This window comes from Fimbriimonadia bacterium (genome assembly GCA_039961735.1).
In the GTDB taxonomy this organism is placed as follows: Bacteria; Armatimonadota; Fimbriimonadia; order Fimbriimonadales; family JABRVX01; genus JABRVX01.
Window position 1 is genome coordinate 60,836 of sequence record JABRVX010000048.1, and the last position, 16,234, is coordinate 77,069.

At 61.2% G+C, this 16,234-nt stretch carries 13 protein-coding genes; all 13 read left to right on the forward strand.

Annotated features, from left to right (window positions below; genetic code table 11):
• The first annotated feature begins 349 nt into the window (after window positions 1–349).
• On the forward strand, window positions 350–1,051 hold the full coding sequence (locus HRF45_11485; GenBank protein MEP0767150.1) for a PEP-CTERM sorting domain-containing protein: 702 nt from the start codon (window positions 350–352) through the stop codon (window positions 1,049–1,051).
• Between the two features lie 85 nt (window positions 1,052–1,136).
• Entirely contained in the window at window positions 1,137–3,284 is a 2,148-nt protein-coding gene (locus tag HRF45_11490; protein MEP0767151.1) for a DNA polymerase, read from the forward strand.
• Between the two features lie 459 nt (window positions 3,285–3,743).
• Window positions 3,744–5,144, forward strand: a complete 1,401-nt coding sequence (locus HRF45_11495; protein MEP0767152.1) for an aspartate ammonia-lyase — start codon at window positions 3,744–3,746, stop codon at window positions 5,142–5,144.
• Window positions 5,145–5,628: 484 nt separating this feature from the next.
• Window positions 5,629–6,204 carry a 4Fe-4S dicluster domain-containing protein gene (locus tag HRF45_11500; protein MEP0767153.1) on the forward strand — a complete coding sequence of 192 codons (576 nt, stop codon included), beginning with the start codon at window positions 5,629–5,631 and terminating at the stop codon, window positions 6,202–6,204.
• Between the two features lies 1 nt (window position 6,205).
• Window positions 6,206–7,096, forward strand: a complete 891-nt coding sequence (locus HRF45_11505; protein MEP0767154.1) for a CoB--CoM heterodisulfide reductase iron-sulfur subunit B family protein — start codon at window positions 6,206–6,208, stop codon at window positions 7,094–7,096.
• On the forward strand, window positions 7,089–9,179 hold the full coding sequence (locus HRF45_11510) for a CoB--CoM heterodisulfide reductase iron-sulfur subunit A family protein (protein ID MEP0767155.1): 2,091 nt from the start codon (window positions 7,089–7,091) through the stop codon (window positions 9,177–9,179). Before HRF45_11505 ends, HRF45_11510 begins: the two co-directional genes overlap by 8 nt.
• On the forward strand, window positions 9,179–9,634 hold the full coding sequence (locus HRF45_11515; protein MEP0767156.1) for a hydrogenase iron-sulfur subunit: 456 nt from the start codon (window positions 9,179–9,181) through the stop codon (window positions 9,632–9,634). Before HRF45_11510 ends, HRF45_11515 begins: the two co-directional genes overlap by 1 nt.
• A 4-nt stretch (window positions 9,635–9,638) precedes the next feature.
• Window positions 9,639–10,610, forward strand: coding sequence for an oxidoreductase (locus HRF45_11520; protein ID MEP0767157.1), 972 nt, complete (start codon window positions 9,639–9,641; stop codon window positions 10,608–10,610).
• An 11-nt stretch (window positions 10,611–10,621) separates the two neighbouring features.
• Window positions 10,622–12,085, forward strand: a complete 1,464-nt coding sequence (locus HRF45_11525) for a Ni/Fe hydrogenase subunit alpha (protein ID MEP0767158.1) — start codon at window positions 10,622–10,624, stop codon at window positions 12,083–12,085.
• The gene (locus HRF45_11530) at window positions 12,082–12,621 is read left to right on the forward strand and encodes a hydrogenase maturation protease (protein ID MEP0767159.1); all 540 of its coding nucleotides are present in this window, start codon (window positions 12,082–12,084) and stop codon (window positions 12,619–12,621) included. Before HRF45_11525 ends, HRF45_11530 begins: the two co-directional genes overlap by 4 nt.
• 28 nt (window positions 12,622–12,649) lie before the next feature.
• Window positions 12,650–14,920: a carbamoyltransferase HypF gene (gene hypF / locus HRF45_11535; GenBank protein MEP0767160.1), complete on the forward strand. Its 2,271-nt coding sequence runs from the start codon at window positions 12,650–12,652 to the stop codon at window positions 14,918–14,920.
• Window positions 14,911–15,135, forward strand: a complete 225-nt coding sequence (locus HRF45_11540) for a HypC/HybG/HupF family hydrogenase formation chaperone (protein MEP0767161.1) — start codon at window positions 14,911–14,913, stop codon at window positions 15,133–15,135. The genes hypF and HRF45_11540 overlap by 10 nt, the downstream gene beginning before the upstream one ends.
• Window positions 15,122–16,234 carry a hydrogenase formation protein HypD gene (gene hypD, locus HRF45_11545; protein MEP0767162.1) on the forward strand — a complete coding sequence of 371 codons (1,113 nt, stop codon included), beginning with the start codon at window positions 15,122–15,124 and terminating at the stop codon, window positions 16,232–16,234. The genes HRF45_11540 and hypD overlap by 14 nt, the downstream gene beginning before the upstream one ends.

Sequence of the window (16,234 nt, forward strand, 5' to 3'; positions counted from 1 at the left end):
CAACCACGCCCGTGTCGCCCGGGCGCCATGGAAACCATTGTCCGATTGCGCAAAAGAGCGCAATATGACGGCGATCATATTCGGCGATCATATTCAAAGTGGTTTTCGGATGTCCTGCCCGCTCGCTAAGGCGTGAGACCGCTGCGGCGGGGCGTCGAGGCTCGTCTCAGCGGCGTCCAATTCTCCGGCCGGATGATCCTCGAGGGTTCTTCGAACCACCCGTAGCTTTCCTTGTTTTGTTGTGCTAAACTATTTTTATCTGTTTGCTTCGCCTCGAGCCGTGGCGAAAGTGGCATGTTTTTCGCGCTTGGGTGGCAAGTCCTGACGATAGTAAAAGGAGTTGCACAAGATGCGCATCATCATCGCGCTGTCCGCGCTGGCAGTCTGTAGCGCGGCTTTCTCTCAGACCGCAGCCACCGTATCGGGTGAGCTGCAGCAGTGGCGAATCGGCAACGGGGCTCCGACACCCGGCCCGCTGACCCTGTACGACAACACCGATCCCTCGAGCTTCTCGGGGTACTACTTCCCCGGCGACCCCGTGAACTTCTGGGGCGTCTGCGACGACGTGCACATGACCAGTGGTGGTCTCATCAACGGGTTCGAGTTCGTGTATTACGATCCGGTCGGCAACACGGCTCTGACCCAGGTCGAGTGGGCTGTCTTCGAAATGTCCACGTATGATACCGGTCCGGTCGGTGCGTACGTCAGTGGCGGTATTCTCACGGGTCTTCCCGGCGATGGCCTGTGGCAAGTGCAGGTTGACCTGACGGGCGGCGGCGAATTTGTCGCATCGGCCGACCTCTGGTTCTGCATGGCGTTCGCAGGCGCCTACTCGGACAGCCCGGAAGCCGGGTGGGTTATTTATGATCCACCGGTAGTCGGCAGCAGCCACGACCTGTTCCTCAACTTCAGTGATCAGGCCTTGTACAACTTCAATGGGGCTCCCGTCGCGAGCTTCGGCCTCCGCATGTACGCGGTTCCTGAGCCGGGCGCACTCGCCGCTATCGGCACCGGTCTGGTTGGCCTGCTGGCCCTCCGCCGCCGAAAGTAAGATCCAGACTGCAAAGCAGTCGCCAACATCTCCCCGCCTGAGGCGGGGAGATGTTTCTCTGTGCTCCCTTGGTACACTCGCCCCGATGGACGAACACACACTGCTTTTCGGAGCCGATGGGACCGAGCGCGTGGTCGCTGTGGACGCTCTCAACAAGGAGGCGAAGCTGTTTATCCGCACTCCGCTGGGAGTGCGAAGCGAGCAGCGCGAGTGGTCGCCTTGGATGTTCGCAGAAGAAGAGCACCCTTTGAGGGGGGCGCGCTGGTCGGAGGTCGCCGCTCCGGAGAAGGGAGTTTGGCTGAGGAAGCTGGCATGGTTCGACAGCTTGAGTGACCTGCATGCGGCACGCGAGGCCATGCAAGAAAGGGGCGTACCGTTCCTTGCACCCGGCTCACGTGTGCGGCAGTTCCTCACCGCAACGGGTATCACGCTGTTCAAGGGGATGGGCTACACCGAGTTGCATCGCCTTCAGCTCGACATCGAGACGACCTCGCTCGATCCGAGAGAGCACGGCGCGAAGCTGTTGATGGTAGCACTGTGTGACAACCGGGGCTACGAAGAAGTCATTGCCGGCGACGAGCGCACTATCATTCGCCGCCTGAGCCAGGAGGTCCAGCGGCTCGACCCGGATGTGATCGAGGGGCACAACTTGCTGGCGTTCGATCTGCCCTATCTCTACGAACGAGCGAACGCCGTCGAGGAGTCGCTGGTGCTCGGACGGGAGGAGCAAACGCTAACCAAACTCGGCTACGCGCGGTCGCGCTCGTGGCGATGGAGCCAGTGGGATGTGTACGGGAGGCACCTCGTAGACACCATGCACGCCATCCAACGCTTCGACGTAGGCCGAGGCGAGTTGGACAGCTATGGCTTGAAGCAGGCGGCCGCGGCTCTGGGCATCGCCGAAGAGAACCGTATCATCCTGGACCGCACGGAGATGCAGCGGCTGGCCGAACAGGAACCGGAAAGAGTCCGCGAGTACGCACTGCAGGATGTGCGCGAGACCCGATCGCTGGCCGACCTGGTATGTGCGACCGACTTCTATCAGACGCAGATGGTGCCCGAGTCGTACCAAGCGGTTGCCGAGATGGGAATGGGGGAGAAGATCAACGCCCTGATGCATCGCGCGTACCTCGCCGCAGGCCACGGCATCCCGCTGCCGAAGCCCCCGGGCGCCGTCCCCGGCGGCTACACCGAAGTACGACGAACGGGCGTGCTGAGACCCGTGGTCAAGGGGGACGTGCAGAGCCTGTATCCCAGCATCATGGACCGTTTCGAGATCGCACCGAGTAGCGACGTGCTAGGTGTATTCCTGCCGATGTTGCGGGAACTGACGCGAAGGCGCATCGAAGCGAAGGCCCGCATGCGTGAGACGGAAGGGCAGGAACGCACCTACTGGGACGGGCTGCAGAGTTCGTTCAAAGTGCTGATCAACTCTTTCTATGGCTATCTGGGGGCCAACGTACACTTCAACGACCCGCAGGCTGCTGCGCAGGTGACCACCCGCGGTCAGGCCATTGTGCGGCGCGCCGCCGAGGAGACCGAGCGGCTGGGCGGGAAGGTGATCGAGGTAGACACGGACGGCATCTACTTCGTGCCACCACCGGAGGTTGCGGGATCGTTGGACGCGGAGGAAGCATTCGTTGCTCGGGTGGGGGAAGCGCTGCCCGAGGGCATTCACCTGGTGCACGACGGAAGCTTTCGTGCGATGCTCTCGCTGAAGGTGAAGAACTACGCCTTGCAGAGGGAAGACGGTCGGCTCGTGTTTCACGGCGCGTCGCTGCGCAGTAGGGCAGACGAGCCCTTCGGCCGTGACTTCCTCAGTCGGGGAGTGGCACTGTTACTAGAAGGGGATCGTGCGGGGCTCACTGCGCTGTACAAGGACACCGCACGGGCCATTCTGCAAGGCGAGCTGCCTATCGAGGCTTTGGCGCGGCGGGAGCGGGTGACCGAAAAGACCTTCCACAGCAGCGCCAAGCGCCGAGCGAAGCAAGCGGCGGAAGGCATTCAGGCCAAAGTGGGTGACTACGTGCGGGTGTACGAGGCGCAAGGTGGTGTGCTCAAGCCCCTATCCGCCTACTCGAATGACGAGAACCGCGAGTACTACGTGGACAAGCTGTACAAGTTCGCTTGCCGGCTGGAACCCGCATTGGGCGAGGACCTACCCTCCGTGTTCCCACATCCATCGGCGCTCAAGGCGTCCTACGGCAACCAGCCGTCTCTCTTCGAGTTCTGACGCTCCGTACATATGTACTCCGACCCCACATGGGACGTAGGGGCCGGAGTCGCTGTCGGCACCCACGCCCCTTGGCCGTTACGCTAGACCCCGTCGTGGCTCTGCGTGATGGGGGACGGGGAGCTGGTATGGATGCGCATTGCGAAACGCTTGACAGAGTGGCGGCAGCGTGTCACCATGGATGGCGGAGGGTGCCCCGGCAAACGTGCCTGGGTGGAGTGGCGACGTGCTCTGGCTCGCCTCCACGAACGACTACTATGCCCGGCGAGAGGCATGGTACTCCGAAGTAGTCCCGGAGCCGACCAGATCAGTCCGCCTCGGGCTGATGGTGGCTGCAGAGGGGTGGGGCGAGGGTTGGCCGCGTCGAAGCGATAGGACGGAGCGCTGTTCCGCGCGTCTCTCTCGCGCCATTCTTCACAATCTTCCTCGGTATACTGCGAGTGACGCGGAGGTCGTGCTATGGAGTATCGCATCGAGAAGGACAGCCTGGGCGAGGTGCGCGTCCCAGCTCACGCCTATTGGGGCGCGCAGACGCAGCGAGCGGTCGAGAACTTCCCTATCAGTGGCCTGACGGCCCACCCGCGCATGGTGGAAGCCTTCGTCATGATCAAGAAAGCAGCGGCGCTGGCGCACAAGAAGCTGGGTCTGCTGCCGGCGGACTCCGCAGATGCGATCGTAAGGGCTGCCGACGAAGTTCTGGGCGGGGCGTTGCGCGACCACTTCGTGGTGGACGTCTACCAGGCCGGGGCCGGCACCAGTTTCAACATGAACACGAACGAGGTGCTTGCCAACCGCGCGAACGAGATACTGGGTGGCGGCCGCGGTGACTACAAGCCGGTGCACCCCAACGATCACGTAAACATGGCGCAGAGCACCAACGACAGCTATCCGACGGCCATGCGCGTGGCCACCCGGGTGCTGCTCGGCGAGCTGATGCCCGCACTGGACGAGTTCGGCTTGGCTCTGCGAGAGAAGGGCAAGCAGTTCGACCACATCCTGAAATCCGGGCGCACCCACCTCCAGGATGCGGTGCCCATCCGGCTGGGTCAGGAGTTCAAGGCGTACGCGGCGACCGTTGGCAAGTGCGAACGCTTGTTGATGCACGCGGCGGGCGAGATGGAGGAGCTAGGGATCGGAGGAAGCGCGGCAGGGACCGGCCTCAACACCCATCGGGAATATCGCTTCCTCGTCGTGGACCACCTGCGCGAGTGGACTTCTATCCCGTTCCGACCCGCGGAGGACATGTGCGAGGCGATGCAGAGCAACCTGCCGATGGGGGCGCTGGCCGGGGCCCTACGCAATCTGGCATTGGAAGTGACGCGTATCGCGAACGACTTCCGGCTTCTCTGCTCGGGCCCGCTCACCGGTTTTGCGGAGATCATTCTCCCGCCCGTTCAGCCGGGTAGTTCCATCATGCCCGGGAAAGTGAACCCGAGCATGGCAGAAAACCTGAACATGATCTGCTTCCAGGTGCTGGGCCTGTGTACGACGATTGACTATGCAGTACAGGCGGGGCAATTGGAACTGAACGTTATGATGCCGGTAATGGCCTGGAACGCGCAGTTCGGTCTGACCATCATGCGCACGGGCCTTCAGGCATTCACGGAGCGGTGCGTAAAGGGAATCGTTGCGGACGAAGCGCGGTGTCGGCACTATGCAGAGACTTCGCCCTCGCTGGCCACAGCGTTGAACCCGATCATCGGCTATCAGGCTGCCGCCGAGGTCGTGAAGACCGCGCTGAAAGAGAAGAAGACTATTCCCGCGGTGGTACTGGAGAAGGGCCTGCTCGATGAGGAGACGCTGCGGCGCGTGCTAGACCCGCTGAAGATGACCGAGCCGGGGATTCCCGGGAACGAGTGAGCCTCCATCAGTCCCTTCCTGAGAGTTAGCAACGGCGTGCCTCGGCAATCCTACTGGGGACGAAAGTCTCATGTCACGGACACCCTGTGACGCGTGCAGGACATCGGGCGGCGCCACGTCGAACCAGAGTTGTGCTCGATTTGGGCTAGAAGTAGGGAGTTGAGAATGCTTAGCCATGCTAAATATCTTCTCCGATTGTAGAATCTTGCCCCGACATGGCTAAATATCTTCTGGAGGGCCTTTTTCGCTTGACAAAACCGTCGCCAAATGTCACTATATGCATGTCTTGTGAAAACATTCGCGATGGTGCGAGATTGATGAGCGGTCCCATGAGACATCATGAAGATGTGAACGAACTATCTGGCCCGCGTTCACTCCTTCCGCCGATTTTCCGTTTGGAGCCTTCCCAGCCCCTTTCTAGCCTTTTTTCTCGTCAACTGCGTGGTTTTGCTTCAGCAGCCGCAGGACTTGGAGGTCAGTCGAGATGAGCAACGTTTCTGCCGTTGCGGGCGCAAAGCTCGCCGAGAAGTTCTTGGAGAACGTATACGCAACGCACGGGGGTGAGCGTGTGCGAAAGTGCCTTCAGTGCGGCAACTGCACGGCATCCTGCCCCACAAGCAAGCTGATGGACTATTCGCCGCGCCAGGTGTTTGCGGCACTCCGCGCCGGAGTGCTGGACAAGGTGCTTGAGAGCAACACCATCTGGATGTGCGCCTCCTGCTACAACTGCCAGGTCCGCTGTCCAGTGCAGATCAAGATTACGGACGTAATGTACGAGCTGAAACGGCTTGCCACGGAGCACGGCCTGGTGCACGGGCCACACACCGCCCCGGTGCTAACGAACATCTTCATAGACTTGGTCAACCAAGACGGTCGAAACTCGGAGGGGGTTCTCGGACGCCAGTACTACCTGAAGGGCAAGGGCATCTCCAAGGCGCTCGCGGAGTTTCCTTTCGCCCTCAAGATGATGCGAAAGGGCAGGCTGAACCTGTTCAAACGAGAGCGCATCAAGGATCCAGGCAAGTTGGCCCGAGCACTCGCCAAGATCGGAGGCAACTAGCGTGAACGAAGGCGAGTACACCTGGTATCCCGGCTGTTCCCTGCTCGGCAACGCGAAGTCGTACGACACCACCACGCGTCAGGTCTTCGAGTTGCTCGGACTGTCGCTAAAGGAACTCGATGACTGGAACTGCTGCGGTACCGCGGCCTATTCGGGCATGCCGCTGAAGCGTGCGATTGCGCTATCCGGCCGCAATCTGGCCCTGGCCGGCAACATCGGCAAGGACATGGCAACTGCGTGCCCCGCTTGCTACAAGGTTCTGCTCACTGCTCAGAACTACATGAGTGAGAACAAGCTGCTCAAGGAAGAAGTCTGTGCGGTTCTCCGGGAGGCGGGTGTCGAGTATACGAATGGAGTACCAGTGCGCCACATCCTCGACATCTTGGTGAACGACGTAGGAGAGCAGAAGATCAAGGCCGCTGTCAAGAACCCTCTCAAGGATCTGCAGGTCGCCTGCTACTACGGCTGCCAGATTGTTCGCCCTTATGCTCTGTTCGACGACCGCGAGGACCCGCAGACAATGGATCGGTTGTTGAAGTGGTGTGGGGCGACATCGGTTCCCTTCTCGCTAAAGACACGGTGTTGTGGCGCGATGTTGATGTCCACGGAGACGGACGTCGCGGTCGAACTAAGCTACCAGATCCTAGAGACCGCTCGTCGAGCCGGCGCCGACTGTGTGGCAACGGCATGCCCGCTGTGCCTGATGAACCTGGACGGATACCAGGATAGGATGCCGCAGGTTCGCGGACGGATGCACATGCCCGTCGTTTACTTCACACAACTGCTTGCCTACGCCTTCGGAATACCTGTCAACAAGCTCGAACTAGAGAGGAACTTGGAGCCGGTGGATGACCTCATCGCCAAGCTCGAGGGAGGAGCGGTCAATGTCTGAAACCAATGGCAGTCCCGAAATCAAGAAAGACGAACCCAGGATTGGCGTGTATGTGTGCCACTGTGGCACCAACATCGCCGGCTATCTGGATGTGAACAAGGTCGCGGAGGGTGCCGGGGCGCTCCCGAACGTAGTGGTGTCCCGCGACTATAAGTACATGTGCTCTTCGATGGGTCAGGAGCTGATCGAAAACGACATCAAGGAGTTCGGGCTGAACCGCGTAGTGGTTTCGGCCTGCTCGCCCACGCTTCACGAGAAGACCTTTCGAGCGGCGTGCTCGCGCGCAGGCATGAACCAGTATCAGTTCCAGATGGCTAACATTCGCGAGCACTGCTCGTGGGTAACGAAGGATTACGCTAAGGCCACTGAGAAGGCGATGCGCATCGTCTCCGCCGCGACGCATCGAGTGGCACGTAACCGCGCGCTGGAGGAGCGCAAGGTGACGATCAAGCCGGCCACGCTGGTCATCGGAGGCGGCATCGCCGGCATCGAGGCTGCTCTTACGATCGCGAACGCGGGCAAGAAGGTATATCTGCTCGAGCGCGAACCCTCGATCGGCGGAAGGATGGCCTACTTCGACAAGACCTTCCCTACTCTGGACTGCGCCGCGTGCATCCTCACTCCCAAAATGAGTGAAGCGGCAAACCATCCGAACATCGAGCTGCTGGCGTATTGCGAACTCGAGGAGTTGTCGGGCTACCTCGGCAACTTCAAGGCAAAGATTCGCAAGAAGGCGCGCTACATTGACGAAGATCTCTGCGTAGGGTGCGGCAACTGCTGGGAGGTGTGCCCTCAGTGGCGCTCCAGCGAGGCGGTCAAGAAGCGCAAGGCAGGGGTGAAGGTTTTCCACCATGAAGCGACCATCAGCCCGATGGGTTCCTGCTACATTCCCACACTGCAGGCAGTGCCGAAGCTACCCGTCATCGAGAAGGACACCTGCATTCACTTCAAAACAGGCAAGTGCAACAAGTGTCTGGAGGCTTGCACCTTAGGTGCGGTCAACTTCGACCAGCAGGACACCTACCGCGACATCGAGGTCGGTACGATCATCGTTGCCACTGGCACCAAGGTGTTCGATGCTGCGCGCGTAAAGGAACTCGGCTGGGGTCGGCTGCCTAACGTAATCACCAGCCAAGAGTTCGAGATCCTGTGCAACGCGAGCGGGCCGACTGGCGGACAGATCCTGATGGAGAACGGCGAGCCACCGAAGTCGGTGGCAATCCTGCACTGCGTCGGCAGCCGCGACGAAAACTACAACGTCCACTGCTCCCGAGTATGCTGCATGTACTCGTTGAAGATCGCACACTTGGTGCGAGAAAAGCTCGATGCCGACGTATTCGAGTTCTACATTGATATGCGTACACCGGGCAAGGGCTTCGAGGAGTTCTATCACCGTGTTATGGACGAAGGCGTGATTATGATCCGCGGGCGCGGTGCGGCTGTGTCCGACGTGCCATTCACTCCCGAGGAAGAAGGAAAACTAATGGTGGAGGCGGAAGACACGCTCCTCGGCATGCGACGTAGGGTGCCGGTGGACATGGTCATCCTTGCGGTCGGACTGGAGCCTCAGGAAGATGCGATGGACCTCGGCCGAATGCTAGGCGTATCGTGCGGGATGTCTGGGTTCTTTATCGAACGCCACCCGAAGCTTGCCCCGGCTATGACGATGGCCGAAGGCATCTTCCTCGCCGGAACCTGCCAGGGGCCGAAGGACATCCCGGATAGCGTCGCACAAGCAGGGGCCGCAGCAGGCCAAGCTCTCGCCCTGATGGATCAAGGCGAGGTCTCGGTAGAAGGCTTCTTCGCAGAGGTTGCAGAGGATGCATGCTCTGGCTGCCGGACCTGTGTACCGCTGTGTCCCTACCGAGCAATTGATTTCATCACGGACAAGAACGTAGCCCGAGTGAACCCTGCCCTGTGCCAAGCGTGTGGTACGTGTGTTGCGGCATGTCCATCCAGCGCGATTACCGGTCAGGGGTACTCGGACGATCAGTTAGTTGCCGAGTTGGACGGAGCGTTGTTGCCGCTCTCGGATCTGTTCGAAGAGCCGGAGCCCGTCGGCGCTCCAGGAGGAGGTGTGTAGTGAGCCAGGAATACGAGCCCAAGATCATCGGCTTCCTGTGCCGGTGGTGCAGTTACATGGGTGCCGACCTTGCGGGCACGATGCGCGCGAAGTACGTTCCGAACGTGATACCTATCAAGGTGATGTGCAGTGGACGGGTAGACCCGGAGTTCGTGCTGCAGGCCATCAAGAAGGGTGCGGACGGCGTGCTCGTAGCAGGTTGCCATCCAGGCGACTGCCACTACATCGAAGGGAACTACAAGACTCTGCGACGTATGACGTTGCTGTCACAGGCGATCAAGTCGTTCGGGATCGATCCTCGGCGGGTACGGCTCGAATGGGTCTCGGCGGCAGAAGGCGACGTGTTCGTAAAGACGATCAACGAGTTCACTCAGACCATCAAGGAACTAGGTCCGCTGGAGCGGCTGTCGAACGGCATCGTCCGTGAGCCGGCTGCCGCTGGAGTTGCGAGGTAGCGAGATGGCGAAACCGAAAGTTGCGTTTTACTGGGCTGCGAGCTGCGGCGGATGTGAGATCGCGGTCCTAGAGATCCACGAGAAGCTGCTCGACGTAGCCGCGCAGGTCGAAATCGTCTTCTGGCCCGTGGCGATCGATGCCAAGTACAAGGACGTGGAGGCGATGGAGGACAAGTCCATTGACGTGACGTTCTTCAACGGCGCGATACGGTCCAGCGAGAACGAGCACATTGCGAAGCTCCTTCGGCAGAAGAGCAAGATAATGATAGCGTTCGGCTCGTGTGCCAGCGAGGGATGCATCCCCGGTCTTGCCAACTTCTACACCAAGGACGCGCTGATGGACCGCGTGTTCAAGGAAACACCGTCCACTACCAACGAAGAGGGTATCCTGCCGGGTCCCGAGACACAGGTGGCCGAGGGAAAGCTGACACTACCAGTGCTCTGGGACCACGTGTGGCCGCTGGAAGATGTTGTTGACGTGGATTACTTCATCCCAGGCTGCTCGCCCGCTCCCGTCACCGTTGCCAAGGCATTCGAGACCATTCTCTCCGGCAACCTACCACCTAAGGGGTCGGTGCTAGGAGCGAGCGAGGTCGCCCTGTGCGAGGAGTGTCCGCGTGAGCGACATGACAAAAAGGTCAAGAAGTTCTACCGCCCCCACGAGATCGTAGACGATGGCAAGACCTGCCTCATGGAGCAGGGCATTATCTGTGCGGGGCTGGCTACGCGAGGGGGCTGCGGCCACCTCTGCATCAACGCGAACATGCCCTGCCGCGGATGCTACGGGCCACCACCACGAGTGAAGGATCAGGGTGCGGCCCTGCTGGCAGCAATCGCCTCTGCAGTGGACTCCAACGATGAGGAAGAGATCAAGCAGATCATGAGCGAGATCCCCGACATTGCGGGGCTGTGCTGGCGGTTCTCGCTGGCCAAGTGCTCACTGGTGAACAAGCCGGTCGCGGCGGCGGCCCAGTAGGAGGACGCACGATGAAAACCATATCCATCGATCCCATCACCCGCCTCGAGGGACACGGCAAGATCGAGATTTTCCTCGACGACAATGGCGAGGTCGCAAACGCCTACGTGCAGATCCCGGAGCTGCGTGGCTTCGAGAAGTTCTGCGAGGGACGCGCGGTGGAAGAGGTCGCACACATCACCCCTCGCATCTGCGGCGTGTGCCCAGAAGCCCATCACATGGCTGGCATGAAGACGCTGGACGCGGTGTTCAAAGTCGAGCCTACCTCGACAGCGAAGAAGCTGCGCCGATTGCTTTACAACTCCTTCTTCGTCTCTGACCATACCACCCACTTCTACATCCTCGCCGGGCCGGACTTCGTGGTGGGCCCCGACGCGCCGGTAGCCGAGCGAAACATTCTCGGTGTCATCGCGAAGGTCGGCCTCGAAACCGGCGGCGAGGTGATCAAACGACGCAGGGAGTGCAACCACATCGTGGAGATGCTTGCAGGGCGCCAGGTACACCCAATCTGTGGCCTCCCAGGCGGTGTGTCGAAGGGGCTGAACGCCGAAGAGATAGCAGAAGCCAAGCAGATCGCCGCGAACTCGTTGGAGTTCGCAAAGTTCTCGATCCAGCTATTCCATGACATGGTATTGGGGAACACCGCCTATAAAGATCTAATCCTGAGCGACATGTACGCTCACAAGACCTACTACATGGGTCTGGTTGACGATCAGAACCGCGCCGACTTCTACGATGGTAAGGTGCGTGTGGTCGATCCTGACGGCAACGAGTTCGCGAAGTTCCCTGCCTCGGAGTACCTGGAGCACATCGGTGAGCACGTGGAGCCGTGGAGCTACCTGAAGTTCCCTTACCTGAAGAAGATTGGATGGAAGGGTTTCGTCGAAGGTAAGGACAGCGGCATCTATCGCACGGCACCACTAGCACGCATCAACGCATCCGAGGCGATGGCAACCCCGCTCGCCAACGCTGAGTTGCAAAAGTTCCGCGAGACGTTGGGCAGGACGGTTCACGCGACGCTTGCCACTCACTGGGCTCGCCTGATCGAGCTGATGCAGGCGGCCGAAGCTATGGTGGAACTGACCAACGATCCGGAGATCGGCTCCGATGACTTGCGCAACCGCGACCTCGGCACCCCGGGCGAGGGGGTCGGAATCGTGGAGGCTCCCCGTGGCACCTTGATCCACCACTACATCTCCGATGAGAACGGCATCGCGCAGAAGGTCAACCTGATCGTGGGAACCACTCACAACAACGCCCCCATCTGCATGTCCATCAAGCGCGCAGCCCAGGGCCTGATCCACAAGAACGGCGAGATCTCGGAGGGAACGCTGAACAAAGTGGAGATGGCCTTCCGCGCCTACGATCCATGCTTCGGATGTGCGACGCACGCGATTGGCCAGACCCCGCTCATCGTCACGGTATACGCGCCGGATGGCAGCGTGGTGGCGCAGGGCAGACAGGACCCACAATGATCACACGCATCGTCGGACTCGGAAACGACCTCCTATCCGACGATGCCGTCGGTCTCGAGGTGGCACGCCTCGTTAGGCAGAAACTAGGCCACCGCGATGACATAGAATTTCGGGAGTCGCCTGTTGGGGGGCTGCGCGTGCTCGACGACCTGCTGGGTTGTGACCGCGTGGTGCTCTTGGACGCCGTCGTGTCCAGCCGATTGGCGCCCGGGACTGTCGGGGTGTGGCGATGGGACGAGGAAGCCGAAACTTTCGTACCCTATAATGAATGGGGCGTAACGTTGCCGCTAGACGACGACCGGTGCTTGGGCCGCCGCTATCACAGTACTCACGACACGGATGTGGCCTCGTCGCTGGGTCTGGCAAGGAAACTCGGGCTGCCGGTTCCGAGTTCGGCGTTCCTGGTCGGCGTCGTAGTGCGCGAAGTTTTCGAGTTCGGTATCGGCCTGGACCCGGCGGTGGCAACAGGGCGAGATCGTGCGGCGGAGTTAGTGATTCGAGCGCTTGTAGCCGAGCGCCAGAGGGTACCGGCCTGATCCCGTCCGCAGCAGCGTGAAGCAAGCAATGGGGGGACGTTTGCTCCAGGGCGTTAGTTTGCGAATCACGGGCATCGTTCAAGGTGTCGGTTTTCGGCCGCACGTTTATCGGCTCGCTACCGAACTGGGGCTGAGTGGCCAAGTGTGGAACGACACCGCAGGTGCTTCGGTCGAGCTGTTCGGCCCGCCCGAGAAGATTGAGGAGTTCGTGGAGGCTCTGACCAAGCATCCTCCTCCTTTGGCGCGCTTGGACCGGGTGGAGCGGAGGGCCCTCCCAGGCGAGGGCCCATCCGGCTTTCGCATCGTCGAGAGCAGAGACGACGCTGTTCGAACTTGTTTGGTATCGCCGGATGTAGCCGTCTGCGACGACTGCCTGCGAGAGATGCTGGACGCCGAGGACCCGCGATACGAGTACCCGTACATCAATTGCACCAACTGCGGGCCGCGCTTTACCATCATCCGAGACCTACCCTACGACCGGCCGAAAACCACGATGGCTGCCTTCCCCATGTGCGAGATGTGCGAGCGGCAATACCACGACCCGGCCGACCGCAGGTTTCACGCACAACCGGTTGCTTGCCCCGTCTGCGGTCCAACCGTTCGACTGGGCTCACTCGACGGCATTGTCGCGATACGTGAAGCTGCACGGCTGCTGCGTGGAGGCTCGGTGCTGGCGATCAAGGGCATCGGCGGGTACCACCTCGCTTGCGATGCGCGAAACGAAGAGGCGGTTCAGGTGCTCCGGCAGCGGAAGGGTCGTGAGGAGAAGCCGCTGGCTGTGATGGCGCCTTCGCTCGGGGTTGCGGAGCAGAACGTGGCCCCCACAGATGCCGAGCGCGAGTTGCTGCTGTCTACGGCACGCCCCATCGTGCTCATCCAGCGCTCGACGGCTTGCAACCTCGCGCCATCCATCGCACCGGGCAACCCCAGAATCGGCGTGATGCTTCCATACACTCCTTTGCACCACCTGCTTTTCCGGGAAGGCGCGCCGGACGTACTGGTGATGACGAGTGGCAATGTCAGCGAGGAGCCCATCGCTTTCACGGAAGAGCAAGCGTTCGAACGTCTCTCGGGCATTGCCGACGCCTTCCTTACAGGTGATCGCCCCATCCACACGCGATGTGACGACTCGGTGGTGCATGTGGTGGACGGAGGACCGAGCTTCTTGCGTCGCTCCCGTGGCTACGTCCCGCTACCCATCGAACTTCCCTTCTCGGTGCATGGCGTGCTTGCGGTGGGGGGCGAGTTGAAGAACACCTTCGCAATCGGGCGTGACAGCTCCGCCTTTGTCAGCCACCACATCGGCGACCTGAAGAACGTGGAGGAGTACGATGCGTTCCGTCTAGGAGTCGAGCAGTTCGAGGCACTCGCCGAAGTTGAACCAACCACGTTGGCTTGCGACATGCATCCTCTCTATCTCTCCGGCGGCTATGCGCGCCGGCGTGATATGCCGGTTATCGAGGTCCAGCATCACCACGCGCATATCGCCTCGGTGATGGCGGAGCACGGATTGCCTAACGAGCCGGTGATCGGCGTGGCGTTCGACGGCACGGGCTACGGGCCGGATGGCACGGTGTGGGGGGCCGAGTTCCTAATTGCGAACTACACGGACTTCACCCGCGCTTTGCACTTCGCACCCATCCCGCTGCCTGGTGGGGATGCTGCGATCAAGCAGAACTGGAAGTCGGCTGCGGCCTACCTCGCTGGGCTGATGGACGAGGACGAAGCCGTGAGGCTGCTGCTAAACCAAGAGGCAGCGCCGGAACGAGATATCCGCACCGTACTTCGGCTGATCCGTCGAGGCACAAACTGCATACCCGCTGCGAGCGCGGGGCGGCTCTTCGATGCTGTGGCCTCGCTACTGGGCATGCGTCAGCGCGACTCCTTCGAGGGGCAGGGCGCGATGGAGTTGGAGGCGCTGGGCACACAGGTCGCTCCAGAGGGCGCATACATGTATACTAAAGTTGCAGATTCGCTGGAGATGGCTTCTGTCGTCGAGGGTGTCCTAGCAGATCTCGGCGCAGGAGTACCCAGAGAGTTGATTGCGGCCAAGTTTCACGAGACATTGGCGCGGTGCATCGCTTCTGAGTGCTTTGCGCTATCGGAGGCATATGGAATTCGTACCGTCTGTCTCTCCGGGGGCACCTTCCAAAACCGGCTGCTTACGGAGAGAACGTTGAACCTATTGCGTGACCGTGGCCTAAAGCCGCTAATCAATCGCCAAGTGCCGGCCAACGATGGGGGCATCTGCTTAGGTCAGATCGCGGTGGCTGCATGGAGGATGGGGCTATGTGCTTAGCCGTTCCGGGAAAGGTGCTGGAGAAAGATGGTATGGATGTGACGGTGGATTTCGGGGGCACCCGGCGCCGAGCCCGCGCCGACCTCACGCCGGACATCGTTGTCGGGGAATACGCGCTCGTTCACGCGGGCTTTGTGATTCAGAAGCTGGACGCAGCCGAAGCCGAGCGAACGCTAGAGTACTTGAGAGAGATGGGGGAACATGCACCTGACTGAACCCTTCGGCGACCGGGCCTTGACGCAACCGCTGGTGGAGCGGATGATGTCGCTTGCAGAGCGGCTGTCGCCGCGCCAGGTCCGACTGATGGAAGTGTGCGGCTCGCATACGATGTCGTTCTTCCGAACCGGTGTGCGGTCGCTGCTGCCCGACAACGTGACCCTGCTGTCCGGCCCTGGCTGCCCCGTGTGCGTCACGCCGAATCGCGAGCTGGACCAGATGATCGCGCTCGCCAGCCTGCCGAACGTGACGGTGGCCACCTTCGGCGACATGCTCCGTGTCCCTGGCTCTCGCTCCAGCCTCGTCCAAGCACGAACGTCGGGAGCCGATGTTCGGGTGGTCTACTCGCCCATGGACGCCCTGACGTTCGCCGAGGCAGACCCCTCGCGCGAAGTCGTTTTCCTCGGTGTGGGCTTCGAGACCACCGCGCCGACTGTGGCGGCGACGGTCCTGGAGGCCGCGCGACGCGACCTGCGCAACTTCAGCGTTTTGGTCGCCCACAAGCTCGTCCCCCCGGCCCTGCGCGCCCTGCTCACGAGCGGCGAGGTGCGGATTGACGCATTCATCCTGCCTGGACACGTGTCCACAATCATCGGTGCGCAGCCCTACGCGTTCCTGGAGTCCGAGTTCGGTATCCCGTCCGTCATCGCAGGCTTCCTTCCGACCGACTTGCTGGAGGGGGTCGTCGGGTGCCTAGAGCTCGTCGCGTACGACCAGGCTGAGGTGCGAAACCGGTATGCCCGTTTCGTTCGTGAGCGCGGGAACGTCGCAGCCAAATCGGTGTTGGAGGAGACCTTCGAGCCCTGCGACGCCGAGTGGCGCGGCTTCGGGGTGATCCCCGAGAGCGGGCTCAGGCTGCGACCCCACCTCCGCCGTTTCGATGCTCTGGAGCGGTTCACGCTGGACCTTCCGGAGCCACGGGAGGTGCATGGCTGCCTCTGCGGCGAAGTGCTGAAGGGTATGGTCTCGCCCGATGAGTGCAAGCTGTTCGGTACGGCCTGCTCGCCGGAGAACCCCATCGGCCCTTGCATGGTATCCAGCGAGGGAGCCTGCGCCGCGCACTACAAGTACGGTGCCCACCGAGCGGTCAAGGTGTAG